This is a genomic window from Streptomyces sp. NPDC014861 (assembly GCF_043081625.1).
Taxonomy (GTDB): domain Bacteria; phylum Actinomycetota; class Actinomycetes; order Streptomycetales; family Streptomycetaceae; genus Streptomyces.
Genome location: NZ_JBIBWV010000009.1, coordinates 194,158 through 218,864, shown reverse-complemented (window position 1 = coordinate 218,864; position 24,707 = coordinate 194,158). Strand labels below are relative to the sequence as shown.

General features: G+C 69.8%; 21 protein-coding genes and 1 pseudogene. 12 read left to right on the top strand and 10 right to left on the bottom strand.

The features are described 5' to 3' along the window. Window positions 1-162: 162 nt before the first annotated feature. A complete protein-coding gene (locus ACF1BN_RS20960) occupies window positions 163-1,641 on the top strand; it encodes an insulinase family protein (RefSeq protein ID WP_392333075.1) in 1,479 nt (492 codons plus the stop codon). A gap of 237 nt (window positions 1,642-1,878) precedes the next feature. Here ACF1BN_RS20960 and ACF1BN_RS20955 read toward each other — a convergent pair whose 3' ends face one another. After that, entirely contained in the window at window positions 1,879-2,475 is a 597-nt protein-coding gene (locus ACF1BN_RS20955; protein WP_392333074.1) for a hypothetical protein, read from the bottom strand. A 461-nt stretch (window positions 2,476-2,936) separates the two neighbouring features. Between ACF1BN_RS20955 and ACF1BN_RS20950 the strand changes: the two genes are divergently transcribed. Both ACF1BN_RS20950 and ACF1BN_RS20945 read left to right on the top strand, forming a co-directional pair. Further along, complete coding sequence (locus tag ACF1BN_RS20950; RefSeq protein WP_392333073.1) at window positions 2,937-3,371, top strand: MarR family transcriptional regulator; 435 nt, start codon at window positions 2,937-2,939, stop codon at window positions 3,369-3,371. A gap of 244 nt (window positions 3,372-3,615) precedes the next feature. Next, window positions 3,616-4,536 carry a LysR family transcriptional regulator gene (locus ACF1BN_RS20945; protein WP_392333072.1) on the top strand — a complete coding sequence of 307 codons (921 nt, stop codon included), beginning with the start codon at window positions 3,616-3,618 and terminating at the stop codon, window positions 4,534-4,536. Between the two features lie 206 nt (window positions 4,537-4,742). Here ACF1BN_RS20945 and ACF1BN_RS20940 read toward each other — a convergent pair whose 3' ends face one another. Beyond that, window positions 4,743-6,245, bottom strand: a complete 1,503-nt coding sequence (locus ACF1BN_RS20940; RefSeq protein WP_392333071.1) for a helix-turn-helix domain-containing protein — start codon at window positions 6,243-6,245, stop codon at window positions 4,743-4,745. Between the two features lie 124 nt (window positions 6,246-6,369). Here ACF1BN_RS20940 and ACF1BN_RS20935 point away from each other — a divergent pair, with 124 nt between their 5' ends. Continuing rightward, complete coding sequence (locus ACF1BN_RS20935; protein WP_392333070.1) at window positions 6,370-6,834, top strand: hypothetical protein; 465 nt, start codon at window positions 6,370-6,372, stop codon at window positions 6,832-6,834. Window positions 6,835-7,276: 442 nt separating this feature from the next. Here ACF1BN_RS20935 and ACF1BN_RS20930 read toward each other — a convergent pair whose 3' ends face one another. Beyond that, entirely contained in the window at window positions 7,277-7,810 is a 534-nt protein-coding gene (locus ACF1BN_RS20930) for a hypothetical protein (protein WP_392333069.1), read from the bottom strand. Window positions 7,811-7,992: 182 nt separating this feature from the next. Here ACF1BN_RS20930 and ACF1BN_RS20925 point away from each other — a divergent pair, with 182 nt between their 5' ends. Further along, the gene (locus ACF1BN_RS20925) at window positions 7,993-8,499 is read left to right on the top strand and encodes a hypothetical protein (protein ID WP_392333068.1); all 507 of its coding nucleotides are present in this window, start codon (window positions 7,993-7,995) and stop codon (window positions 8,497-8,499) included. Window positions 8,500-8,598: 99 nt separating this feature from the next. After that, window positions 8,599-9,073: pseudogene (locus ACF1BN_RS20920) on the top strand (transposase); the annotation flags it as partial. Window positions 9,074-9,173: 100 nt separating this feature from the next. Here the strand turns inward: ACF1BN_RS20920 and ACF1BN_RS20915 are convergent. Then, on the bottom strand, window positions 9,174-9,488 hold the full coding sequence (locus ACF1BN_RS20915; protein WP_392333099.1) for a hypothetical protein: 315 nt from the start codon (window positions 9,486-9,488) through the stop codon (window positions 9,174-9,176). Between the two features lie 744 nt (window positions 9,489-10,232). Next, window positions 10,233-11,147 (bottom strand): helix-turn-helix domain-containing protein, encoded by a 915-nt coding sequence (locus ACF1BN_RS20910; RefSeq protein ID WP_392333067.1) that lies wholly within the window; start codon window positions 11,145-11,147, stop codon window positions 10,233-10,235. Window positions 11,148-11,328: 181 nt separating this feature from the next. Here ACF1BN_RS20910 and ACF1BN_RS20905 point away from each other — a divergent pair, with 181 nt between their 5' ends. Next, the gene (locus tag ACF1BN_RS20905) at window positions 11,329-12,369 is read left to right on the top strand and encodes an NAD(P)-dependent alcohol dehydrogenase (protein WP_392333066.1); all 1,041 of its coding nucleotides are present in this window, start codon (window positions 11,329-11,331) and stop codon (window positions 12,367-12,369) included. Window positions 12,370-12,649: 280 nt separating this feature from the next. Here the strand turns inward: ACF1BN_RS20905 and ACF1BN_RS20900 are convergent, their stop codons facing one another. After that, complete coding sequence (locus ACF1BN_RS20900) at window positions 12,650-13,243, bottom strand: DUF6879 family protein (protein ID WP_392333065.1); 594 nt, start codon at window positions 13,241-13,243, stop codon at window positions 12,650-12,652. A 940-nt stretch (window positions 13,244-14,183) separates the two neighbouring features. After that, entirely contained in the window at window positions 14,184-14,501 is a 318-nt protein-coding gene (locus ACF1BN_RS20895) for a hypothetical protein (protein WP_392333064.1), read from the bottom strand. A 102-nt stretch (window positions 14,502-14,603) separates the two neighbouring features. Here ACF1BN_RS20895 and ACF1BN_RS20890 point away from each other — a divergent pair, with 102 nt between their 5' ends. Continuing rightward, window positions 14,604-18,509 carry a hypothetical protein gene (locus ACF1BN_RS20890; protein WP_392333063.1) on the top strand — a complete coding sequence of 1,302 codons (3,906 nt, stop codon included), beginning with the start codon at window positions 14,604-14,606 and terminating at the stop codon, window positions 18,507-18,509. A gap of 131 nt (window positions 18,510-18,640) precedes the next feature. Here the strand turns inward: ACF1BN_RS20890 and ACF1BN_RS20885 are convergent, their stop codons facing one another. Further along, window positions 18,641-19,087: a hypothetical protein gene (locus tag ACF1BN_RS20885; RefSeq protein ID WP_392333062.1), complete on the bottom strand. Its 447-nt coding sequence runs from the start codon at window positions 19,085-19,087 to the stop codon at window positions 18,641-18,643. Between the two features lie 26 nt (window positions 19,088-19,113). After that, a complete protein-coding gene (locus ACF1BN_RS20880; protein ID WP_319007504.1) occupies window positions 19,114-19,284 on the bottom strand; it encodes a hypothetical protein in 171 nt (56 codons plus the stop codon). Window positions 19,285-19,589: 305 nt separating this feature from the next. Here ACF1BN_RS20880 and ACF1BN_RS20875 point away from each other — a divergent pair, with 305 nt between their 5' ends. Further along, window positions 19,590-20,177: a helix-turn-helix domain-containing protein gene (locus ACF1BN_RS20875; RefSeq protein WP_392333061.1), complete on the top strand. Its 588-nt coding sequence runs from the start codon at window positions 19,590-19,592 to the stop codon at window positions 20,175-20,177. Further along, window positions 20,174-21,496 carry an MFS transporter gene (locus tag ACF1BN_RS20870; protein WP_392333060.1) on the top strand — a complete coding sequence of 441 codons (1,323 nt, stop codon included), beginning with the start codon at window positions 20,174-20,176 and terminating at the stop codon, window positions 21,494-21,496. Before ACF1BN_RS20875 ends, ACF1BN_RS20870 begins: the two co-directional genes overlap by 4 nt. Window positions 21,497-21,541: 45 nt before the next feature. On the opposite strand, the gene ACF1BN_RS20865 is transcribed toward ACF1BN_RS20870, so the two are convergent. Then, window positions 21,542-22,528 (bottom strand): alpha/beta fold hydrolase, encoded by a 987-nt coding sequence (locus tag ACF1BN_RS20865; protein WP_392333059.1) that lies wholly within the window; start codon window positions 22,526-22,528, stop codon window positions 21,542-21,544. 144 nt (window positions 22,529-22,672) lie between these two features. Here ACF1BN_RS20865 and ACF1BN_RS20860 point away from each other — a divergent pair, with 144 nt between their 5' ends. Continuing rightward, window positions 22,673-23,320 (top strand): helix-turn-helix domain-containing protein, encoded by a 648-nt coding sequence (locus ACF1BN_RS20860; protein WP_392333058.1) that lies wholly within the window; start codon window positions 22,673-22,675, stop codon window positions 23,318-23,320. A 574-nt stretch (window positions 23,321-23,894) separates the two neighbouring features. Next, window positions 23,895-24,668 (top strand): hypothetical protein, encoded by a 774-nt coding sequence (locus ACF1BN_RS20855; RefSeq protein ID WP_392333057.1) that lies wholly within the window; start codon window positions 23,895-23,897, stop codon window positions 24,666-24,668. Window positions 24,669-24,707: the final 39 nt, after the last annotated feature.

Sequence of the window (24,707 nt, the reverse complement as noted above, 5' to 3'; positions counted from 1 at the left end):
GGCGGCCTGCGGCTCGGACGGCGCTTCGCGATGCGCGAACACCCTGAAGCGCAAGGTTCCGGAACCGGTCACGGCACCAGGACGGGGTCTCGAAGATCGGCCGTGAGGGATCGCACGAATCCGGCATGCGGTGCAGGTGGGGGGCGGTCATATGATCGCGCCATGCATCGTGATCTGATCGACGGAGTGCCGGTCCTGTGGGCGGAGGCCCCGGGCCCGCTGGAAGCCGCACTCGTCTTCGGCTGTGGCGTCAGCGACGAGACGTTCCGCACCCTGGGCGTCACCCACCTCGTCGAGCATCTCGCGATGAGCACGCTGCCGCGGCTGCACTACGACCACAACGCCTCCGTGACGCTGTCGCTCACCGAGTTCACCGCCTCCGGCAGGCCCGAGCAGGTGACCGACTTCCTGGCCCGGGTGTGCGAGGCGCTCTCCTCGCTGCCGCTCGACCGGATCGAGCGCGAGGCCGGCGTACTGGCCGCCGAGGGCAGCGGTGCCACCGACCCGACCAGCGCGGAGCTGCTGTCCTTCCGCTACGGCACCCAGGGCGCCGGACTCGCCTCCTGGGACGGTCCCGGGCCCGACCGCATCCCGGTCGAGGCCGTCCGGGACACGGCCGCCCGTTACTTCCACTCCGGCAACGCCGTCCTGGTGCTGACCGGGCCGCCGCCCGCCGGGCTGAGGCTGCCGCTGCCGGCCGGCGAACGACCGGACCGCGGCACGGCGCAGCCGGTGTTGCAGCCCGGCCCGCTGTGGTTCCAGGCCGAGGTTCCGGGACCCGGGCTGGCCCTGCGCGGCGACCTCGACGACGCCGCGCTGATCCTGGCGCACGCCGTACTGCAAGAGCGGCTGAGGAAGCTCGTACGGCACCAGGAGGGGCTGACGTACGACATCGACGGCTCCCGACGGTACGCCGGGCCGGGCCAGGACGACTTCTTCGTCCGCCTGGACGCCCGGGAGGGCCAGGAGCGGCGGGTGGCCGAGCTGTTGTGGCAGGAGTCGCTCCGGCTGGCGCGCGAGGGCGTCACCGAGGCGGAGCTCGCGGAGGAACTCGCCGCACTGCGCGAGGCCTGGCTCGATCCGCGTGCCACGTCCGCCGAACTCGGCGAGGCGGCGGCGTCCTCGCTGTTCGGCGTGGAATACCAGGACGCGCAGGCACGGCTGAACGCGCTCGCCAAGACCACGCCGGAACAGGCCAGGCAGGCGTTCGCCGCCGCGCTCGGCACCGCGCTGCTCGTCGTGCCGGGCGAGACGGAGGTCGAGCTGCTGCAGCCCGATGGCGCGGCCTTGCCGTTCGGCAGCGGCCGGAGCGAGCACGAGCTGCCGTCCCAGGGGCTGGTGTGCAAGCCGTCGCTGTCCGACAGGCTCCTCTCGTCCGCGGCCCGCAGGGCCCGCCTGGCCGTCACGGCCGAGGGCGTGTGGATCCGCGACGGTGACGGCGAAGTGATCCACGTGCCGTTCGACGAGGTGGTCGGGGTGGAGACGGACGGCCCCGGAAGGGTCGTCTTCGGCCGGCGGAACTGCGTCGTACCGGTGGTGCCGGAGCTGTTCGCGAACCTCGGACCGGCCATCGCCGCCATCGACGCCGCCGTCCCCGAGGCGCTGCGCTACCCGGTGTCCGGCCTGCGAGTCACGGACTGACCGCGCCGCCGTAGAACGTGGCCGGCAGCATGGCCATCAGGCCGAGCCCTTGCCCAGACTCCGGCCGCAGCGGCCGCCGGGAGCGCCATCAGTGCCGGGCGTCGGCCGGGGAGCCTCAGGGCGCACCCGCGACCTGCTCTCCATGGGGCCGTGGACGCCGTGCTGGGGCTCCTCGTCCGAGCCCCCGCCGCGTCCAGCTTCCGCCTCGGAGGGGCACCGGCCGGTGCTCGGAAGGCTCTATGCCGCCGACTCGCTCGTCGACCCTGCCGGACGGGGTGCTGCGGCTCGCGCCGCGCACCTGAGGGCATGAACCCCGCTCCGGGTCCGGCGCAGGTGGTAGGCGCGCGTGACGACCGCCAGCAGCGGCCCCCAGGCGAGGATCGGCACGTAGCAGGCCCAGAGGGCCCACGCGCCCGGGCCGCCGGTGGGGAAGGTCTCGCCGGTGTCGTTCAGTGGGGGAACGATGTGGAACGCGTAGTTCAGGACGGCGTACACAGCGAGGGCGGTAGCCAGAATGGCGCCGATGGAGGCCGGGACGACGACCGCACGTACCGGCAGCGCGCGTCCACCGAGGAGCGGAACCCACGTGGGCAGGCGTTCGCCCCAGGGTTGGACGAGGCCAAGGGCGAGCAGCGCCAGGCACTCGGCGACCAGTGAGAGCGAGAGAACGTACGACCGTTCGCCCGGCAGCCAGTCGTGCCCGGCGTACCAGTCGGGCCGGCCGACGACCAGCATGATGCGCCACATTCCTGACGGCAGAGCGCACAAGGGGATGGCGTACGCGGCCCACTTGATGCCGCGCGGCACGTCGGGGCGAGGGCGGATCGGTCTCATGGCGGTCTTCCTTCCATCCCGGTGACTCCGGTGCGGCCATCCTCATTCCGATGCCTCCCTGACGCGTCCACCTGCGGTCTTCTCCACCTACCTCGCTCGGCGGAGGCGAGGAGATACCTGAGAAGCACGCCCTTCTGATCCGGGTGTCGAGCGCGGGGGCGCATCCGGGGTCAGGTCTGTGGCTTTGCGGATGCCCGGCGACGTCGAGGCCCTGTCCCGCCGATCGATCGCATGGCTGACGAATCACCGGCCTGTCTTGATGTCGAGCCCGGACAAGGGCGCGCAGGACAGGTGCCGTGCGCACCGACCCGGCCGGGGCGCAGCGGAGCGTCACACGCCCACGTGCCACGCTCCGATGACGTGAGCTCAAAGTAGTAGCCATGTACTTAATAGCTATGTACATTATCTCCATGGAGGCGGCCCTTCGAAGGCCGACTCGAGTCGTCCCGGAGGAGCCACCCATGACGTCCGTTCTGAACCCGCAGATCCTCGGCCAGGCCGAGAACGCGCACCGCGCGATGCTCGACAAGATCCTCGGCGCCTACCCGGGCATGACGTACCAGCAGTGGGTCGGTCTGACCCTGGCGTCCGGGGCCGGCGGCGAGCTCCTCCGAGAGGAGCTCGTCGGCCGCATGGGCGGGGCGCTCAAGACCGACCCCGTCACCACCGGTGTCGTCGTCGCCGATCTCGCAGCGAACGGCCTGCTGGGGGCGGCCACCGCGGACACCCTGCGTGTGACCGAGAGCGGCCAGGAGCGGTTCCGGGACATCCGCGGTCAGGTGGACGCCGCGATGCGGATCGCCTACGCGGACATCCCCGTCCAGGACATGGCCACTGCCGGGCGGGTGCTGGCTCAGGTCACCGAGCAGCTGAACAGGGCGCTCGCGGCTGCCTGACTCGAAGCCCGTCCGGTGTGACCCGTCTCGGACTGCCCAGGTCCGAGCGGCCCGATCCCTTCCACCTCGCAGACCACGCGACCTCCCTGCCCGGACCGTACGATCCCTCGCGGAGTCCGCGTTCGCGCGCTGATGTGACGAGGCCGCTTGCGGCGGGGTGCTTGAGCCGGCACACGGCAAGTCCGTTCCACAACTGGCTTGTTGAGCGTGAGCACGAAGACACACGAAGACACGAGGTGGGTACATGCTGGAACGCTTCGAGCTCGAAGCCTTCCTCATGCTGGCGGAGGAGCTTCATTTCGGGCGGGCCGGCGAGCGTCTGTGTGTGACCACGAGTCGGGTCAGCCAGATCATCAGGAGGCTGGAACGCCGCGTCGGCGCACCCTTGTTCGTGCGCAGCAGTCGCAGGGTGGAGCTCACCGGGCTGGGGCGGCAACTGCGCGACGACCTGTTGCCCGCGTACCGGCAGATGACCAACGGGCTCGCCCAGGCCATCGCGACCGGCCGCGGTGAACGGACCAAGGATGTGGTCCGGGTCGGCTGGTCCGGAGCGTGGTGCGGGAATCTGGTGGTCCAGGCCGCCGACCTCTTCCGTACCCGAAATCCGGACTGCGCGGTCGAGGTCCAGGAGATCCAGCTCCGCGACCCGCTCGGCGCCATGCGTGCCGGCACGGTGGACCTGCAGATGACCGAGTTTCCGGTGCACGAGCCCGACATCACCACCGGACGGCGCATGTTCGCCGAACCGCGGTCGCTCCTGGTCCCGTCGGACCACCCCTTCGCCCACAGACGGTCCGTCTCGCTCGAAGACCTCGCGGACACGTGCCTGATCACGATCGCGGATGCGGACATCCCCGCGTACTGGATGGACCGGTACTTCCCCAGACGGACACCCTCAGGTCGCCCGATCCCCCAGGGACCGGCGACGAACTACTGGTCGGAGGTTCTCGTCCTCGTCGCCTCCGGGGTGGGGGTCAGCACGGTTGCCGCCCGAGCCGAGCAGTTTCACAGCAGACCGGGAATCGTCTTCGTGCCGTTCCACGACGCCTCGACCATCGACTACGGCCTGATGTGGCCGACAGCCGGCAAGAACCCCCTCGTGGCCCCGTTTCTCGCTGTGATCGATGAGATCGCGCCCGCGAGCGACCATCCCACCGGAGGGTAGGTCCTGCCCGGCGGAGCATACGGCGGGCCGCGCTCGCCCTCGCGCAACCTGCGCCGCGGTGACACCCACGCCCGCCTCACGGTGGGTTCCGCAGAGCTGGGCCGCGCCGTGCGTGCGGGCTGGTCGGCATGAACGGTCGGTATCGAGTGCGGACCCTGTACCGGTGGCGCGGTACGGGGGGATCCGGAAATGAGGAAATCTGTTCTCTATCCGGCGTCGGGGTCCAGTGTGTCGGGGTTTTCCCAGACGGTCGCGTTGACGGCGACCTGGGTTTCCCTGTTCGAGGAAGACGGTCGAGCCTCGGTCACCGTGAAATGCACCATCCGGTATTTCACGGTCGTGAGGCAGAAACTGTCGCCCGCGCGTGCGGGGAGGTTGTCCTGTCCGACCTCACGCACCAGAAGGGCGACGCAGTTCTCGTACGAGGGATTGAATCCGGCAGGGGTTTTCACCAGCTGCGTTCTGTCGTAGTGCCTGCTGAGGATGACGGCGTTCCCCTCGCTCTCCAGCGTCTCCAGGTCGAACGTCGAGTTCTCGTCACCGACCTGCAGGGGCGGCTTCGCGTCGAAGTCGACCGACCGGCGCCCGTATCCCACGTAGACGTCCCGCGCCGTCTGGTAGACGAACACCTTCCGTTCCGGAGGTTCGGGGGACGGTGAGGGCGTCCGGGTGGTGGGAGGCGGCGAGGTGGTCGTCTTCGGGGCGGGGGCTGCCGTCGTGGTCACGGCAGGTGTCGTGGTCTGCCGTACCGGCGGGGGAGTCGTGGTCGTCCGCTGTGGCTCGTCGTCGGCGCGGTTGCTCGTGGGGGAGTGGTCCTCGGTCAGGCGGAAGATCGCGAATCCGCCGAGGAGGATGATCACCAGCGCGCCCACGATCAGGTACCGCCAGGACGGCGGCCGGCCGCTCGCGGGCGGGGTGCCTTGGACAGGTCCAAGAACGCCCACCGGCCTGCCGGGAGTCCGCGACCGGAACGGAGGAGAGGGAGGTGGGGGAGGGGCAGGAGCTTCGGGACCGGGACCAGGATCGGGGTCGGGCCCGGCGCCAGGTATGAGGGCCAGCCTCTGCTCCGCCCGCATCACCTCGGTCACCAGGCCCGGCTGTTCCTCCTCGAGGCGGGTGATCTCTCGCTGCTGCCTCTGGACGGTCTCCTCGGGAACAGCGGTGCCCTGCCTGCGCAGGCGACGCAGTGTGTCGAGCGCGGTCTTCGCGGCCTGGAGCTGCTCGGCGTTGGACCGCAGCCTCAGCTCGGACTCCAGAGCCTCCAGCACCCCCTTCGCGTAACTGCTGTTCCGGTCCACCTGGACCCTCAGCTCCAGCAGCTTCCGGTACATGACCAGCGTGTCCTCGATCGCGACCGGACTCACGTCACTCTCGCGCGTCGACCTCTTCACCTCGTCGACGAGCCGGAGCACCAGAGTGTGCCCGGGCACGGGCGTACGCCTCCTGGGATTCAGATTCTCGTAGTCGACGATGCTGGCCTCTTTGACGTTCAGCTTCGCCGCCAGCTCCCGGCGGCTCAGCCCCAACTGCCTCCGCAGCGAACCCAGCCTTTCCGCGAAGGCGTACTTGGCGCGCTCCAGATCACTCTCGCTCGGCACCGCCGAGGAAAGCTCCCCCTCAGAAACCAATTTCTGGACTCCTCCAAGAACCTCAGAAGGACCATCAGGAAAACAGCCTCGAAACTTGGACTTCTCCGAAGCTCCGCCCAAGATCCAGGGTCCTGCTCAGACCGGATCGCACCGCGACTCCGGCCGGATGGGCAACCGCATATCCGTACGCGAAATCCTGGGGCCCCGGGTGCGTAAGAAGCTCTGAAAGCTTGGGAAGCCGAACATGATTATGCACCTCGCCGCAGCCCTCGGGACCGGAATCACCGAGAACGAGCCCCCTGTCACCGCGGCATCGGTCATCACCCCCTCCGTCACCCTCGTCCTGATCGGCCTCACACTCGCCGCCATCGCAGGGCTCGGCGCCGGCATCCTGCACCGCGGCGACCACCTCCCCATCACCCCACCACTGGCCCCCCGGCGCCACAGCGTCGCCGCCGCGATCATCCGCGGCGCCAACACCGCCCTCACCTCCGCCCCGCCCCTCCTCGCCACCCTGGTCGCCAACAACCACCAGCACACCGTCCTCGTCCTCCTCCTCGCCGCCTGTGCCGGCATCGGCTACGCCCTCGCCCACCACGCCGACAACACCTCGACCCGCGCAGCGATCTGGCACGGCTGGACCGGCTTCCTCGCCGTCACCACCCTCGGCCAGGCCATCACCATCACCATCACCCTCGCCATCGCCTGAACCACCGCCTGGGTGAGGCGCCCCATCGAACGCCTCACCCCGACGACCCGCTGCGACACGGGCTTGCCTCAATTCCCCGGCCCCGGGAACGGACCCGAGCCGTGTACCGGGCGCGGAGGTCCGCAGCCTGCTCCTGCGTCCACGGTGACGTACCCGGCTCCGCGCCCACCGGCCGCCCCTGGCTGCCCTGCCCCCGTGGGGGCGGTCTCGTGGGTGGGGCAAGATGGCTGCGCCAGAGAGGCACTCGTCCTCGCATCAAGCGCAGAGGCGTCGCGTCCTCACAGCGGCTGGGCCGACATCAGTGGGCGGGTCAAGAGAACCGTGTCCTGCACTGCCGTCGTCTCCATCGCCGCTACGAGCGCAGAGCTGAGCACTTCCTCGCCTTCGTCGGCATATCCGCAGCCCCCATCAGCTTCCGGGGGCCGGCAGGCTGAGAGGTCGGTCACCCGATGAGCTGTTCCGCCGTCTGGCGATACTGCTTGGATCGATCTTCCGTCAGTTTCCACAGAGCGGGAAGACCGCCCTCCCGCATCCGGGCTTCCGCCTCTTGCTGACACGCTGCCTCGAAGCGGAGCAGGCTGTCGAAGGAGCCGAGACAGACGGCGATCGGCCAGGATGCCGCCGCCTTCGAGGCGAACTCCAGGGTCTGCGCCGACGTAAAGTTCTGTTGCTTCAGCCTGGTCAGCACCACGGTGCCGAAGACGAGGTATGACCATTTCTTGACAAAGGTGTGGCTGGGGAGCTCTGCCGGATACCTGGCATCCAGGGACCAGCTCTCGGCGAACGCAGACCCGAGCAAGTCGTCATCGAGCGCTCGACCGTAGAGAAACGCTGTGATGTTCTCCAGCCCTGCCATGATCGGGCTGCAGTGGTCCAGCAGGCCGGATCGCGCGGTCAGGACCTCCACGGCTCCGCCCAGCCGGATGGCTGCGGCGCAACACAGCGCCGTTCCCGCAGCGTCAAATGCGTCGTCCACGATCCCCCGCCCCCTGCCCAAACTCAGCGATGGCCCCTCAGGCACGATATCCGCAAGGACGCCGTAAGAAGCGACGTCTGAAAGAGCAATCTGTCCCCGCAAAGGTGCTGGAGAAGTTGACGGGCTGGTCGCCATTCGGGACTGTTCTGCCCCGAGTGGGACACTTCTGACAGGATGACGTCATGTTTGACTTCGGCATCGCGGACTACCAGCCAGCATGGTTGGACAGCCGTGGTGACGTCGTGCAGGAACATGGAGATCGTCTGCGTGGTCTTGCCGGTCGGACGCTCACGAGAGTCTGGATGGTCTGGGACCTGAGGGATGACGTGTGGTTCTGCGACTGCCCGGTGCTGTTCGACTTCGATGGCGAGCAGCTCGAGATCAACCATCAAAAGCTCGGCGATCTCTCGCTCACCTGGAACATGATCGACCCCACCCGACCAGTCCGGTGGCCTGGCTTCGACCTGCAGTGGCGCCCCGAACCTTTCCCCGGGCTGCACGCTCTGCTGGGACTGCCCCTCAAGGGGGCCGAACTGCTCGAATGGACAGGCAGGGATGTCGCTCAGGGACACGTCGACATCAGCCTCGCCTTCGATTCGGGTCGCGTTACCGTCTTCAACGCACTCGACGAGAACGGGGTGCACTTCAACCCTCTCGGTCCGCGCCAGCGGTCCCACCCGTTGCATTGACGCGGTCGGTGTTCAGGCATCACGCCAGTTCAGGGTGGCTCTGTGCGTCCAGCACGCACGCACTCGGCTCGCCGTCGCGGCCCTCCGCCTCTCTTTCCAGACGGCGCATTAGACCAGCTCAATGGCGTGCTCCGCGGACGGGTCCGCGAGCCGCAGGCCGGGACGCCGAACCGAGCGCGTGCGTGCTGGACGCCCGGAGCATCAAGACGTCCGCCGACATCTCGGCCGCCGGCCAGGGAATCGACGCAGGTCAGAGGAGAGGATCGGAGGCGGCAGGCGCCACATCGACATCGACACTCTCGGCCTCCTCCTCCCTGTCTGGTTCACCGCGGTCAGCATTTCCGACAATGGCGGCGGTATCCACCTGCTCTCACACATCGCCAAGGCCCACCCCAGAATCACCAAGGCATGTGCCGACACCGGTTATCGAACCAAGACCATCGACCACGGCGCCACTCTCGGCACCGACGTCGAGGTCACCCGCCGAGACCCGGGCCAGAAGGGCTCCAAGGTCATCCCGCGCCCGCTGGTCGTCGAGCGCACCTTCGGGTGGCTGATGAACCGCCGCCGCCTTACCTGGCGCGACACCTGACCATGCGATGCTGCATCACTGCCAGTTCGTCGGGCACTCGCGAGGCACTGAGAACGACTGCTTCACCAGGTCAGGCAGTCCTTCAGACGGCCGGGCTCTGGGCAGGACATCCCCCGTAGATGTACGGGTCGATTTCGTTGCCCCTCCTGTCAAAAAGGTGGAAGCAGTGACCGTTGGCCCACACGGTGACCGCGTCACGCCGGTGGTCAACCTGGAACGGCTCGTCCCCAAGCTGTGTCCCGGGCCACGATCCATCTCCCGCAGAGGAATGAGTGACAACGACGCACTCCTCCTTCGGCAAGATCCGATGGACGTCACCCCAGGGCTCCAGCCTCAGATCCAACGGCACCTCGTTGTCGTTGCCGACCACTAGCCGCGCCGTTCTTCCCACGAACATTTCGATCACCTCTCCGCCTTGAACGAGAACGCCTTCTGGCAGCTCATTGAAGCGTGCAGCCTGTCTGTCCCCAGCCCCGAGGGCGATGAGCTTGCCGCTGATGCCGCTGCCCTGACCGCCCGTCTGACGAGCGGCCCTGTATCTGACGTGGTCGGGTTCGCCGAGCAGCTCTCCTGGGCCCTGTACAGGCTGGACCGCAAGGAATGCGGCAACGGCCTGTTGACGTATCCGACAACGCATACAAGCAGCGCACCGGTGACGAATGGGACCGCAGCACCCGCTACAGTTTCGAGTACTCCTCCAATACAGCCGGGTGGGCCGCCGCATAGGCGCCCGCAGTCGCTCCTACCTCCATGATAGGAGGCGAAAATTCAGGAGATCTGCAGGTCAGAGAGCTGTTACCCCGCGTTCGAAGAGATGGGTGCGACCCCGAGTCCGGGCAGCGCGCGCGTAGTCACCGCCTCCCCGTGCTCGCGGGGATGGCCCGGGTTCTGGTCAGGGACATGGCGTTGTCGCGCCGCCCCCGAATCAGCGGCGGACCCCTCAGGCCACCGTTCCCCGGCGATCCCCCTCCGATTGTGTTCGAACAGAGCCCGGCTGGTACTCCGCCTGAGCCGGCTCTGAAACTTCAAGATCTGCCCTGGTCGCCGTCTGTGACTTCGCCCTTCGGGAGTGCTGACTCGCGACGTGGGGCGGCTGCGCGTCGAGTCGCGACGGGACGCCGGACGGAGTCCGCCCCTGTGGTCAGGGCGAAGGTGCCGGGACCGTGTCTGTGCCCCAGCTGGCCAGCAGCCGCAGTGACTCGGCGGACGCCGAACCCGGCTCGGCGTGGTAGGTGACCAGTGCCTGGCTCTCGTCGCCGGCGATCCGGAACGACTCGTACTGGAGGGCCAGTTCACCGACCAGCGGATGTCGCATCCGCTTCAGGCCGTGTGTCTTCTCCTTGACGTCGTACCGTGCCCACAGGCGGCGGAACTCGTCGCTCTTGACCGACAGCTCGCCGACCAGCGCGGACAGCCGGGGATCGTCCGGACTGCGGCCCGCCTCCATGCGGAGCATGCAGACGATGTCGATGGCCTTCTGCTCCAGGTCGACGAACAGGTCGCGGCAGTCGGACCGCAGAAAAACCAGCCGCGCCCAGTTCCGTTCCTGCTCGGGCAGCCGGCCCCAGTCGCCGAACAGCGAGGCGGCCATCCGGTTCCAGGCGAGGATGTCGCAGTACCGCCCCGAGATGTATGCCGGGACGCCGTCGAAGGAGTCCAGCAGCTGGCGCAGTGCCGGCCGCACGTGCTGGGCCCGCGCCGGACCCGGTCCCCTGGTTCCGCGGGGCAGGGGCCGGGCCAGGTGCGTCAGGTGGGCGTGCTCGTCGTCGGTGAGGCGCAGGGCCCGCGCGATCGCGCCGAGTACCTCCGTGGACACGTTCCGTCCGTTGCCCTGCTCCAGGCGCGTGTAGTAGGCGACCGACACCCCCGCCAGCAGCGCCAGCTCCTCGCGCCGCAGCCCCGGCACCCGGCGTCGGCCGAGATCGGGCAGTCCCACGTCCCCGGGTTTCACCCGGGCCCGCCGGGTCCGCAGGAACTCGCTCAGCTCTGCCCGACGGTCCAGAGCACCGCCTTCGGCCTCCCGCACCGAACGGATCCGTTCGTCCCTCGCGTCCATACACCCAGTATGGGCGGTGGCCCGCGCTGCGGCCGGTCCTGATCCTGACCCCGCGAGTGGTAGGAACAGCAGTCGTACGCAAAGCTGTGACCTGGGTGAACTCGACGAGACGAGGCAGGCTGGAAGCATGCCCGGCAGCGAGAGCCGGGCGTGAGGCACTCTTTCTGGAGGAGAACCCGGTATGACCACCGTCGCCGCATACGCCGCCCCCGCGGCCAAGGCCCCCCTGGAGCGCACCACCATCGAGCGCCGGGCGGTCCGCGAGAACGACGTCCTGATCGACATCAAATTCGCCGGCATCTGCCACTCCGACATCCACCAGGTCCGCGAGGGCTGGGGCGAGGCCATCTTCCCGATGGTGCCTGGTCACGAGATCGCGGGTGTCGTCACCGAGGTCGGCCCCGGCGTGACCCGCTTCGCCGTCGGCGACCGGGTAGGAGTCGGCTGCATGGTCGACTCCTGCCGCACCTGCGAGAACTGCCGGGCCGGCCTGGAGCAGTACTGCATCCCCGGCAGCACGATGACCTACAACGCGGTCGGCAAGGACGGGCAGCCCACCTACGGCGGCTACGCGCAGACGATCGTCGTCGACGAGAACTTCGTCGTCCGCATCCCCGAGGGCATCGGGCTCGACGAGGCCGCGCCCCTGCTGTGCGCCGGCATCACCACCTACTCCCCGCTCAAGCACTGGAACGCCGGCCCCGGCAAGAAGGTCGCCGTGCTCGGCATGGGGGGCCTCGGCCACATGGCCGTCAAGCTCGCCCACGCCCTGGGCGCCGAGGTCACGGTCCTCTCCCAGTCGCTGCGGAAGAAGGACGACGGCCTGAGGCTCGGCGCCGACCACTACTACGCGACCAGCGACCCGAAGACCTTCGAGGAACTGGCCGGCACCTTCGACCTCATCATCTCGACCGTCTCGGCACCGCTCGACTTCGGCGCCTACCTCGCGCTGCTGCGGACCGACGGCGCACTGGTGAACGTCGGCGCCCCCGAGGAGCCCGTCTCCCTGAACCTGTTCTCGGTGATCGGCGGCCGCAAGACCCTCGCCGGGTCCAGCATCGGTGGCATCCGCGAGACGCAGGAGATGCTCGACTTCTGTGCCGAGCGAGGCCTCGGCTCCGAGATCGAGGTGATCAGCGCCGACCGGATCAACGAGGCGTACGAGCGCGTCCTCGCCAGCGATGTCCGGTACCGCTTCGTGATCGACACGTCCACGATCTGATCCCGCCCCGGCCCGGCAGCCCGCCTCCCCCCCCCGGGAGCCCGCCGCAGCCCGGCAGCCCGGCCCGGCCCGGTAGCCAGGAACCCGGCCCAGGCGGTGGCCAGCCGCACGAGCGTCAGCCTCGCGTCCTGGCGGAGCTCGCGCAGCTGGCCCGCGGTGCCCTGGCGGGCGGTGTGCGCCGGGGACGAGGGGGGAGGAGGGGCATGGCGTACTCCTGCTACCTGATCTTGTACTGGTCGTGCGGAACGGCACGGCCCCACAGCGTCTCGACCGCCTCGGCCTAGGCCGCACCAGGCCGGCTTCCGTCCGCAGCTCCGCCGGCGGGGTGGCCCGGCGGCCCGTCGCCGTCGACGAAGGGCAGCAGAAGCCCCACCGCCTGGCCGCGCGGTAGCCACCGCACGTCCTTGCCGGCGGCCGTGTTCACTGCTGTGCCGACGTGCTCGTACCGGATGCAATCGCTGACCGGTTCCGGGGCGACGCGCACCCGCATGGCGACGTCGCGGCGGGCAGCGACGCGGACCACGCCGACCCACGGTGCCCAGCACGGTGACGCGGTGTCGGTGTCCCGCTCGCCAGTCTCACGCCAGCGCCGGTAGTCGACGCCCTCGTCGGCGACCGCGTAGCCGCCCCGCAGTTCCAGGCGGACGGCCGAGTGGCGGGCGCGGGCGAGTAGTTCATCGAACACGGCGGCCCGCTCTGCTGCCTCGATCGTCTCCTTCGGGATCGGGATCATGCGGGCGGGGATGCGGACCACGGTCTCATCGGCGGGGATGATCTTGTCGTGGCCGGCCGCGTTGTTCTCGACGCACTCGGCGAGGGTCGGCACGTCGGCGCTGTGGTTCTGGGCGATGAGGTCGCCGGTCCGTTCATCCACCCAGACGGTGGGGCTGCCGGTCTGGCCGGGCTCGGGTTCACGCCGATGAATCGTAGGGGCATCGTCGGCCCCCCTGCCGCTCGCGGCAGGGGCTTCGCATCCTCCGAGCCGGTGTCGCCGAGACAGACCTGCTGCGACCTGACCTGACTGTCGATACGGGGTCCACGGCTCCTGCCGCACGGCCGAGGTCGTCGTCCAAGGGATCGTCATCGTCAAGGCGCGTCGCTGCCACTGCCCGTGCCTCAGCAAGGGCCTGCACCCCGGATCCGCCGGCCGCACCAACCTCCCGTCTCGCCCACGAGCGCCCCCTGAGCGTGCCTGAGTGCGGAAGCCCCGCACGGTCCCGGCCAGTTCGCGCACCGACCCCTCCTTCCTCCCCCCCCGAGTGGGCCAGAGGCAGCCGCGACGACCCGGATGAACTCACCCGCACCACGCCCTGAGGATTCAAGGTTCTCCCTATAGACGGCTCCGGCCGGGTGACCGCCCGACCGGAGCGGTCTGGGGGTCCGGGCGGCCCGGACCGTTCCTGCGTGCGCGGGGACGGTTCCTTGCGGGGTTGCTGTCCGGTGCATGGGGGGAGCGGGGGAGTGGCAACTCACCAAGGTGTGCTCCACAGGTGGTTCTCCGGACGCCCGACGTTCTCTGTCTGTTCCGGTGCGAATCGAAATTCCGGTCCACGCCAGCTGCTCGTTAGCGAACCGATAGCGACGCATGCGATCTTCGCTCGAAGTGTCTTGATGCCGTCGGTTCGATGGAGTCGGCGATCTGTCAGACCGCCTACAGATTCGGGATCCCGGTGGATCCATCGCATCGCATACGCGCGCATGCACGCACGCCCGCACTCACGACACCCCATTTCCACTGCCCGTCCGGGCGGTGAACAAAACCGACCGGAATCCAGAGCATGTTTCCCTTACCCGTTCAGAACGCACACGGAAGATCACATCGCATGAGTAAGAAACGAGCGAGACGGCCGAGAGCTTTGCTCCTCGTCCTCGTTCTCGCGCTGTTCGGCGGGCTCTTCGTGGGGGTCGGTGCCAAGCCGGCAGCCGCCGACGAGATCGGCGCATGGAGCGTCAGTCATTTCGACTCGGCAACCTACAACATCCGGAACTCGAACCAACCCCACCGTTGGGGAGAGATAGCCGGGCTGGTTGCGCGCAATGACGTCGTGGCGCTCCAGGAGGTGCGAGACGCCGTATATCTCGGGGATCCGGCCAACGGGATCAGCGGTTTCGAGAACGAGCAGGTGCTCCACTCGTGGCCGTACGGACCGGGGCCGACAGATATGCTGCGCCTGTTCTCGTACACCTGGAATCCACCCGGTGGGCAGCAGGTCTACGTGTACAAGCTGACGAACATGAGGCAGCAGCGTGCGGTGGCTCTGATAGTCCACGCGCCGATACCGCCGCAGGACTTCTTCCCGGTGCCGCCGGTCGCGAACGACGTGGCGTCCAAGGCCATGCTGGGCGCGGTCATCCCCGACGCCGCCGGTCATGAGGGGATCTTCTTCAGCGCTCACGCCCTCAACGGCGGTGGCGATGTCGGCCGCCTGGTCGACGCCGCGTCGGCCCTCGCGTCCGCCGAGGGCCTGCGGTGGGCGGTGATGGGCGACTTCAACACCAACCCGACGTGGAACAACCAACTCCCGCAGGGCGCCCGCTTCGTGACCAGCGGGACCCCCACCTACCACTGTGGCGTGGGAGGGCAGCGGCGTAACGAGTACGACTACATGGTCACCGACGACCCGGCCCCGCTGACGGCGACGGCGAATCCGGGCACCTCGAACTCCCCTTCCGATCACTGCACGGTGGAGTTCGAGCCGGTGACCGCGTGCGCGGGCTTCGGTGTGACGGGAGCGAACGCCCCGTGCGTGCCGCCGTCCACCGGGGCCGCGCGCAGCACCGGGGTGAGTTTCGTGAACCTCACCGGTTGCGACCTGACCCTGGAACGGCACGTCCTGTCGCACGGCGTCTGGACCGCCGCACCGCCCGGTCTCATCTCCAGGGAACAGGGCGCGGCGTGGGGTTCGGAGAGTTCGGGGCTCGCGACGGGGACGGAGGGGAGCGTCCGGTACGTCACCCGGAACTGCTTGGGGACGAGCGACAACAACCGCCAGGTGCAGCTGCACTGGAACAACCCGTTCATCGGGTCCAACAGCTACGACGAGAACGGCAGCGACTTCTCCACCTTCAGGGTCGAGCGGCAGGGCGGCGTCGGGAACAACACCACCGTGATCTGGACCGCGCGGCAGAAGCCGACGGCCGTGGTGGCGATGGGCGACAGCTACATCTCGGGCGAGGCCGGGCGGTGGGCCGGGAACGCGAACACCGGCAACGGCGGTTCCGCCTGGGGTACGGACCGGGCCGCGTCCGCCTGCAACGCCGACGAGAGCAGCTGCCTGCACGACCTGCAAGGGGTCTACGGGGACACCTCCTACGACGGGGGCAGTGGCTGCGACCGCTCCGACATGTCGGAGATCGCCGGCGCCGAGATCGACGGCATCCCGTCCGCGCGACGGTTCAACCTGGCCTGCTCGGGGGCGACCACGGACCACGTGGTCAGCAGCGGGTTCAAGGGGGAACGGCCGCAGGTCGAGCAGTTGAGGGACCTGGCGAGGTACTACCGGGTCAAGACGATCGTCCTCTCGGTCGGCGGCAACGACCTGGACTTCACCGGGATCGTGTCGGGCTGCGCACAGCGCTTCATGTCCGGTACCGGAGCCTGCAAGAGCGGGCAGGACAGCGCCTTCCGGGGCAAACTCGACGGGGTCGAGGACAAGGTGGTGGAGACGATGAACAGCATCCACGCCGCCATGCGCTCGCAGGGGTACGACAGCAGGTACTACCGTCTGGTGGCCCAGTCCTACGCGGGCCCGATCGCCGACAGCGCCCACATCCGGTACCCGACGGAGAGCTACGAGCGCTACACGTCGGGCGGCTGCCCGTTCTACAACGAGGACGCCTCCTGGGCCCGTAACGAGGTCATCCCGTCCATCAGCTCGATGATCAGGAGCGCCGCCCGGCGGGGGGACGCCTTCTTCCTCGACGTGCAGGACGCGCTCACCGGGCACGAACTGTGCCACAGCGGTGCCGAGCAGGCCACCGCGGCCAACACCCTGGGCTCCCCGCTGCCCGCGGCGAAGGCCGAGTGGGTGCGCTGGGTTCCCTACCTCCTGCTGCCGTGGGGTTCCCAGGGCGACAAGCAGGAAGCCGTCCACCCGAACGCCTACGGGCAGAAGGCGCTCAGCAGCTGTCTGACCCAGGCCAGCGGCCAGATCGACAACGGCGGCCGGGAGTTCCGCTGCACGTCCACGGCCGGCTCCGCGCAGCCCTCCGTCCAGACGGTGGAGTACGACACCGACGAGACCGCCGACCGGATCCTCGCCGGGAACAACCGCCGCAGCGGCCCGGGCGCCGGTCTGCCGGACTGGAGCGAGGCCGGGTACCGGGGCGGCGAGCCGCTGCCGGACGCCTCGTCCCTCTCGGGCGATCCACGCTGCGCGATCACCCCTGAGGAACTGGCCGAGCACTACGCCGTGAAGCCCGGCGACGGCCAGGACGACACCGCCGGGATCCAGAAGGCCATCGACGACATCCGCACCACCTGCACCCCCGACGCCTCGCCCGGCAGGCTCTCCTCGATCGAACTGCCCAGGGGCACCGTCGAGGTCAGCAAGCAGCTGTCGGTCGACGCCTCCTACCTGGTCATCCGCGGCCAGGGTACGAAGCCTGGCAGCGGCACCAAGATCGTGTTCCGGCCGGACGCCGCGACCAGGTACGACACCCTCTACCAGGGCAGTCGCTGGGACCAGGACGCGATGCGTCACGAATGCCCCGGCAAGCTGGGCTCGATCATCGGCACCGGCGGGTGGATCTGGCCCGGACGCGGCCTGTTCCGCGTACAGACCCGCGAGGTGTCGGCCAAGCATCAGCGCATGTGCGGTGACATCTCCGCGATCCCGGAGAACCGCCGGGACCTGTTCGAGGGATCGGTCAACCAGCATTGGGAGTCGGGCGTCACCCTCGTCGAGAACACCGCCACCCCCGGCTACGCCGCACGTGAGGGCGCCACCACGATCCCGCTCAACGGCTCCGCCGACATGTCCGTTTTCAAGCCGGGCGGCTACCTGTGGGTCGGGGCGGCGAACAGCCTCGCCTTCTACGACAGTCAGGGCGTGGACACCGTCGGCCAGGTGGGGAAGCTGGACAACCTCCACATGCGTCAGCAGGTCTTCGTCATCTCGTCGGTGGACAGCGCCGGGCGCACCGTCACCATCGACAAGCCGCTGGAGTTCGACGTCCCCGTCACCTCCGTCTCCGACGGCTCACCCGCGATCGGCGGCACCGTCTACGCCAGCAAGGTCACCCCGCTCAAGATGATCACGGACGTCGGGTTCGAGGACTTCACCTTCACCCAGCAGAGTGACGGTCTGACCGCCGCCTGCACCGATCCCGCCCCGAACTGCGCCACGCACAACTACGGCAACCTCGCTCCCGAGGCCGCCATGCACGGCATCGTCTTCAAGTGGGCGGCCAACTCCTGGGTCAAGGGGGTCAGGGGCGAGATGGCCGGCTCCCATCCGATCGTCACCGAGGTCGCCAAGAACCTCCAGATCCAGAACAACCACTTCGACGGCGCCTGGAACAAGGGCAAGGGAGGCAACGGATACCTGCGCGGCTCCCGCGTCTGGGACTCCCTCTACGCCTTCAACACCACCCGCAACCTGCGCCACTTCACCTTCCAGTGGTCCTCCTCCGGAAACGTCGCCTTCGCCAACGACTTCGACTCCGACCTTAACCTCCACGGGGGCTGGGAACGCCGCAACCTCTTCGACAACAACACCGTCCACGTCCCCTACAACCACTCCTCCGGAAGCTGCACCGCCAACTGCGGCGGAGAGGGAGGCGTGGGCGACAAGGGCACCTGGTGGCCGATCTACTGGAGCGCCGGTTCCAAGGCCGTCAGCTGGTCCGGTTCCAGCGGCCCCCAGAACGTCTTCTTCAACAACGACCTGGCGAAGCAGACCGTCAAGAACGGCCCGTACCAGCCCTATCAGCCCTACTCCACCCGCGGCCGTGTCTATCAGTTCGGCTCCGCGGAAGACTCCCCGCAATCCTTCAGACACCTCGACTACGGCAGCGGCGACAACCCCATCCTCGACTGGGCCGGCGAGGAGAACAGGAACTACGCCTCGGGACGGGGCGTCAACAACAGCCGCCAGGACGGCGGTGACTCCCTCTTCGTGAAGTCCTACCAGCACTGACGACCGCCACCTTTCACGACCCCAGGGCCGTACCCGCCGTCCGGCGGGTACGGCCCTTCGGCCCAGCACGAGAAGGCTCTGCGCAGGCGGGCGGAGCACCCCCCGTGGAATGCTCCGCCCGGGTGCGACCGTCAGCCGGCGCGGATGCCGAGCGTCACCCGCAGAAGGCCCTGCTGCAGTGGCGGAACCCCGCCCCAGTAGAGGCACTGGTAGGACGCCCGATACCCGCGTGCCGTGTAGTACGCCTGGTAGTACGCGCCGAGATGGTGGCAGTAGGCCCACGGGTACACGCCGACGGTGTACGTCCGCCAGGCGTAGCCGCCGGCGCGAGCCGCGGAAGCGGCGACACCGACCGCGCCGCTCGCCGCCCCGACACCGACCGCGCCGCTCGCCGCCCCGGCGCGGACGGCGACAGAAGCACCGCCGGTGGGGCTGCCCGCCTGCGCCGCGGCGGTCCCGGCAGAGGCGGACGCCGGGACCGCCCCGCACACCGCGACGATCAGAGCCGCCACCCCGGGGACGATCAGCCGGACCAGGGCTCTCACCGGAGCGGCACCGCGCCGTCGCTTCACCGTCATCACTCCTCCTTCCTCCACGGGCACCGCTACCACGTGGGTCCGGAGTGCGGCCGCTCCTCCGCCCGCCGCCGCGCCTCCTCCTCCGCGTACCGAGCCTGACGCTCGGCCTCCTGCCTGGCCAGGAACTCCGCGTGCTCCCGCTCGCTGCGCCGGCGGTTCTCCTCGATGTCCCGCAGTTCGTCGTCGCTCAGGGGCATGCTGCCGTCCCTTCCCTCCAGGGCCTCACCGGCCCGCGTGCTTCAAGACTCGGCTGGTGAGGGGTTGTTGCGCAGCCCGGAGCGGGCGACGAATCAATCGCCCGCAGCCGATCCCGGTGTCTGAGCCGGGTGGAACCTCGCCCCGCAGGGCGTCGGCGACCGCCACCGGCACTCCGGCCGGTCGGAAGGCGGCCGCCCGCTCGCGAAGGACGGCAGCCGCGGCGCGAACCTCGGCCACCAGCGGGCGCGGATCATGTGCGCAAAGTATATTGCGCAACTTTTCCTTCCTATCTACGGTCGTGGGCATGACCTCCTCCGAGACCCACCGGATCACCGAGCTCGGCACCCTCAAGGCCATCGCGCACCCGCTGCGCACGCGCCTCTACCGGGCCCTCTTCGTCGCCCGCACCGCGACCGCCTCGCAGCTCGCCGATCAGGTCGACGAGGCCGTGTCCCTGGTCAGCTACCACCTGCGCAAGCTCGCCGACGGCGGGCTCATCGAAGAGGCGGAGACGCAGTCCGCCGACGGACGCGAACGCTGGTGGCAGCCCAGCTCCTACGGCTTCCGCATCGACGAGGCCGACGTCAAGGACGCCCCCGAACTCGCCGCGGTCAGCGCCGCCTTCGGCCGTACCCTCAGCGAGCAGCGGGCCGAGATGCACGCCCGCTTCCTCGACGAGCGCCTCACCTGGTCCGAGGCGTGGCGCTCCGCCTCGATCAGCTCCGAATGGCTGCCTCGGCTCACCGCCGCCGAACTCGCCGCCCTCGGTGCGGAGCTGGAGGCCGTCCTCCAGAAGCACGACCAGGCCGCCCGTGCCGCCGAGGCCGCCGGAGACACCGAGGGACGGGAGAACGTCGCTCTCCACCTCCACGGCTTCCCCTACCGCCCGTGACCGCGGTCGACGAGGCGGCCCCCGCGCGCCCGGCCCACCGCAGCCCCCAGCTCCTGCGCTGGCTCGGTGCCTACACCGCCTCCACCCTCGGCGACAGCGTCTACTACCTGGCCCTCTCCTGGCTCGCCGTCACCAGCGGCACCCCCGCCCAGGCCGGGCTCGTCATGGCCGCCGCCGCCGTGCCCCGCGCACTGCTCATGCTCTTCGGGGGAGTGATCGCCGACCGCCTCGGCCCGCGCCGGGTCGTCATCGCCTCCGACGCCGTCCGCTGCCTGCTCACCTTCGGCCTCGCCGCGCTGCTGCTCCTCACCACGCCGAACCTGTGGGCTCTCGCTGCCGTCGCTGTCGTCTTCGGCGCGGTCGACGCCGTCTTCCTCCCGGCCGTCGGTGCCCTGCCGCCCCGGATCGCCGAGCGCGACCAACTCGCCCGCGTACAGGGCATGCGCGGCCTCGCACACCGCATGGGATCCGTGCTCGGTGCTCCGCTGGGCGGGCTCGTCGTCGCCCTCGGCGGCACCGCGAGCGCCTTCGGCGTCGCCGGCGTGCTCTTCGCTCTCTCCCTGCCCCTGCTCGCCGCGCTCCGGCTGCGCCCGCTGCCGCGGGAGAACCGGGCCGGCGCCGGCCCGGCCCGGCGTGACCTCGCCGACGGCCTGCGCTACCTCCGCGGCCATCCGGTGCTCGGCCCGCTGATGATCGTCGTGCTCCTCAGCGACCTCGGTTTCGTCGGCCCGCTCAACGTCGGCCTCGCCCTCCTCTCCGAGCAGCGCGGCTGGGGCGCCTCCGGCGTCGGCTGGGTCCTCGCCGGCTTCGGCGCCGGGGCGGGCGGCGCCTCCCTGCTCCTCACCGTCAAGGGCCGAGTCGGCCGGACCGGCCTCGTCATGGGCTGGACCATGGTGCTCGGGGCCGTGTCCATCGGAGCGCTCGCCCACGTTCCCCAGCTTGCCTCCGCCGTCCTCGTGGCCCTCTCCATCGGCCTGCTCGCCGGCCTGTCCGGAGCCCTGTGCAACGCCCTCGTCCAGACGGAGTGCGACCCCGCGTACCTCGGCCGCGTGAGCGCCGTCGCCGCGCTCGGCAGCCTCGGCATCGCCCCGCTGGGCTATCCGGTGACCGGCGCCGCGATCGGCGCCTGGGGCCCCGGCCCGGTCTTCGCCGTCAGCGCGGCTGTCTGCGCCCTCTCCGGCGTCTACGCCCTCGGCGTCCGCGCGGTCCGCCGCGCCGAACTCCCGGGACGCCAGGAGGCCCGTGCCGAGAGCCCGGCCGATCCGAAGGAGACGGCGACCCCACCGACGAAGACCGCGTGTCCAGGTCCAGGTGGATGACTGACACCGGCACAGGCGACGACCCCTCCCGATAGCCCGTCTGGTTCAGCCCTGGAGGGTGGCGAGCCAGTCGGTCAGCAGACGGTTGACCTCCTCGGGGCGTTCCTGCTGGATCCAGTGGCCGCAGTCGTCCAGGAGGTGAGCGGCGGACAGGGCGGGAAGCGTGGTGGGGTACGCCTCGATGGCGTCGGCCAACCAGGTGGTGGAGGCGTCCAGGGCGCCGCCGATGAACAGGGAGGGCTGCTTGATCGGGGCACCGTGGTGCGGGGCGAGGTCCTCCCAGTCGCGGTCCATGTTGCGGTAGCGGTTCAGCGCGCCGGTCAGGCCGGTGCGCTCGAACTCCCCGGCGTAGACGTCGAGGTCGCCCTCGCTCAGCCAGCCGGGAAGGGCGCCGGTGGGGAAGCGGTCGCTCAGCCGGCCACCGTGGGCGACGAAGTGCGGGTCGGGCTCGCCCCGGGCGGGCATGGTGTCGGCCGACAGGGCCGCGTAGAAGCCGGCGAGCCAGCCTCGGACGTCGGGCTCGATCTCCGCTTCGGCGCGGCCGGGCTCCTGGAAGTAGGAGACGTAGAACTCCTGGTCGGGGCCGCCGATCCGGCCGAGGACATCGGTGGGGCGGGGGCCGCCGGGCGGCGCGTAGGGGACGCTCAGCAGGCCGACGGCGCGGAAGACCTCGGGGTGGAGCAGGGCCGAGGCGGCGGCGATGTTGGAGCCCCAGTCGTGGCCGACGACCACCGCCGTCCGCTCGCCGAGGGCACGCACGACGGCGACGTTGTCCTCCACCAGGTCGAGGATCCGGTAGGCGTCGGCCGTCTCCGGCTTGGAAGAGCGGCCGTAGCCGCGCACGTCGATGGCCACCGCCCGGTATCCGGCCGCGGCGAGGGCGGGCAGCTGGCGGCGCCAGGAGTACCAGGACTCGGGGAACCCGTGCACGAGCAGGACCAGCGGGCCGGCACCCTGCTCGACCAGATGCAGGCGCCCGGCCGGGCAGTCGACGGTGCGGTGGCGCAGCGGGGCGGACGGCTCGGACGGCATGGGCTTCTCCACGGTTCGCGGGCGGACGCGGTTACGCATCGATCATGCGGCGCGACGGCCTTCCGACGCGACGGGCGTTGCCAGTCCGGCAAACTCGCAGGGCAGGGTGATGAGGGAACGGTGCGGACGGAGGGAGCTCGGGCGGTGGCAGTCGACGAGGTGGCCGGCACACTGGCGGCGATGGGGCCCCGGCTGCGGGCCGCACGTGAGCGCCGCGGCGCCACGCTCACCGGTGTCAGCCGTGCGACCGGGATCTCGCCGAGCACGCTGTCGCGGATCGAGACCGGACGGCGCAGACCCACCCTGGAGGTGGTGCTGCGGCTGGCGAAGGAGTACGGGGTCTCGCTGGACGAGCTGGCCGGCACCGCGCCCGCGGCCGAGCCGCGCACCACGGTGCCGTTGAGCTTCGGCGACGACAAGGCGGTGGTGCCGCTCACCCGGTACGTCGGTGGCCTGCACGCCCACAAGCACGTCCTGCCCGGCGCCGGGGGTTCGTCCGCGCGGCCGCGGCAGGTCTCCCACGACGGCCACGAGTGGCTGTGCGTCCTGTACGGGCGCCTGTGGCTCGCGCTCGGCGATCAGGACCTCGTCCTGGCCGCCGGGGACGTCGTCGAGTTCGACACCCGCACCCCGCACGGGGTGGCGAACGCCGGCCCCGGCGGTCCGGTCGAGTACCTCGTCATGTTCGGACCGCAGGGCGAGCGGCTACGGCCGCGCACCCCTCCATCTGCTGGTGGCGGGACCCGCCGACCGGATCGCGCACAGGTCGGCCGGGAGGAACAGCAGCCGTAGGCACGGGCGGTGGTCGCGCGGGGGCCGGCAGCCCGGGGCCCGCTCCCGCGCCGTCGGCCCCGCGCGACCGCCGCCGCGGTCGATCTGTCGTGAGTACGGCTCAGGCGTCGTGCTCCCGTTGGCGGCAGCTCGCCACCCGGCCCGTTCAAGCCGGGTGGCGAAGAGAATGGCGCAGATCTGGCTTGATCTCGATGGTTGCTGAGCGTGAGGGTGCGGGGTCCTTTCGTGGGAGTCGGTGGTACACACGCCGGCGACCCACCGGCCGCCCCGATCGGCGGCGCGCCGATCGGCCCGCAGGGACGGCGGGAATTCTGTGTTTGGGATCGTGACGTCCAGTTTTGCGTTTTTTATGGCGCAGGTGGTCCTCGTCGCGGTCATTGACGATGCGAATGCGCCATTGCTAGCCTCGCGGCGTTCGGTTGAACGAGCAACGGGAGTTCCGTTGGCGAATATCTCTACGCCCTCCCATGAATCGCTTTCTCATCCCTCCGAGAGTGCGTGCGCCTCAGCTATTTCGTCCGGGAATATCGCCTCTGCATTCCTCCGGGACGGCCATGTCCGCCTGAGGAATGCCGTGGACCTCACGCCTGGATCCCGCCTGCGGACGCTCTTCGAGACCACGCTCCGGCGCGAGGGGCTGTCCACGGACGGCCGGCCCACGGTGCCGGCGGGTCTCACCTCGCTGCCACCGAACCGCGTCGCGGACCTCGCGGACATGGCCCCGGTGCTCTGGTCGGCCGTGTGCGCACTGCTCGGCGGCGCCGGCCGGATCAGACGGCCCGCCCGGCTCAGCAACGCCCTGATCTGCAACTTCGGCACCACAAAGCTGGCCGAGAGCTGGCATGTGGACGGTGACTTCTTCGTACACCATCCCGACAGCCCCGAACAGGCACTGCTGCTGTTCGTCCTCTGGTCCGACGTCGGCGAGGGCGAGGGCGCCACCCTGGCCGCGCCCTCGGCCACGGCGGACATCCTCCGCCACCTGGCCCGTCATCCGGCCGGACTGACCAGCGGACAGATTCCCACCAGGGACTATGTCGGCAGACCGGGGGATCACCTGTCTCTGACCGGAAAGGCGGGTGACGCCTGGATCCTGCATCCACTGACCGCGCACCGGTCGACACCCAATCCCCGAGGTCGACCCAGATTCATCTCGAATCCGGTGGTCGCCCTGGCCGAGCCCATGAATCTCACGGACGGCCCGGAGGGGAAAAGCCCTCTCGAAGAATTGACGCGCCGTCTTCTGGGCGGGCCCTGGACACCGGACGAGAAATCCGTGCGGGAAACCTTCCTTCCCCGCCGTATCGCCCGCTGGAACGGCGAAGGCACCTACACCGACCGTTCCTGAGAGCCCGTACCGCGCCCCCACCGGCCGATTCCCCCGCGA

What these genes read in the sequence shown, in the direction of transcription:
- ACF1BN_RS20955 (WP_392333074.1), bottom strand. Translation starts at nt 2,475, where the DNA reads ATGAGACCGATCCGCCCTCGCCCCGACGTGCCGCGCGGCATCAAGTGG.
- ACF1BN_RS20910 (WP_392333067.1), bottom strand. Translation starts at nt 11,147, where the DNA reads ATGGACGCGAGGGACGAACGGATCCGTTCGGTGCGGGAGGCCGAAGGC.
- ACF1BN_RS20925 (WP_392333068.1), top strand. Translation starts at nt 7,993, where the DNA reads ATGTTTGACTTCGGCATCGCGGACTACCAGCCAGCATGGTTGGACAGC.
- ACF1BN_RS20960 (WP_392333075.1), top strand. Translation starts at nt 163, where the DNA reads ATGCATCGTGATCTGATCGACGGAGTGCCGGTCCTGTGGGCGGAGGCC.
- ACF1BN_RS20950 (WP_392333073.1), top strand. Translation starts at nt 2,937, where the DNA reads ATGACGTCCGTTCTGAACCCGCAGATCCTCGGCCAGGCCGAGAACGCG.
- ACF1BN_RS20875 (WP_392333061.1), top strand. Translation starts at nt 19,590, where the DNA reads ATGACCTCCTCCGAGACCCACCGGATCACCGAGCTCGGCACCCTCAAG.
- ACF1BN_RS20890 (WP_392333063.1), top strand. Translation starts at nt 14,604, where the DNA reads ATGAGGCAGCAGCGTGCGGTGGCTCTGATAGTCCACGCGCCGATACCG.
- ACF1BN_RS20880 (WP_319007504.1), bottom strand. Translation starts at nt 19,284, where the DNA reads ATGCCCCTGAGCGACGACGAACTGCGGGACATCGAGGAGAACCGCCGG.
- ACF1BN_RS20905 (WP_392333066.1), top strand. Translation starts at nt 11,329, where the DNA reads ATGACCACCGTCGCCGCATACGCCGCCCCCGCGGCCAAGGCCCCCCTG.
- ACF1BN_RS20915 (WP_392333099.1), bottom strand. Translation starts at nt 9,488, where the DNA reads ATGTTCGTGGGAAGAACGGCGCGGCTAGTGGTCGGCAACGACAACGAG.
- ACF1BN_RS20935 (WP_392333070.1), top strand. Translation starts at nt 6,370, where the DNA reads ATGATTATGCACCTCGCCGCAGCCCTCGGGACCGGAATCACCGAGAAC.
- ACF1BN_RS20885 (WP_392333062.1), bottom strand. Translation starts at nt 19,087, where the DNA reads ATGACGGTGAAGCGACGGCGCGGTGCCGCTCCGGTGAGAGCCCTGGTC.
- ACF1BN_RS20865 (WP_392333059.1), bottom strand. Translation starts at nt 22,528, where the DNA reads ATGCCGTCCGAGCCGTCCGCCCCGCTGCGCCACCGCACCGTCGACTGC.
- ACF1BN_RS20945 (WP_392333072.1), top strand. Translation starts at nt 3,616, where the DNA reads ATGCTGGAACGCTTCGAGCTCGAAGCCTTCCTCATGCTGGCGGAGGAG.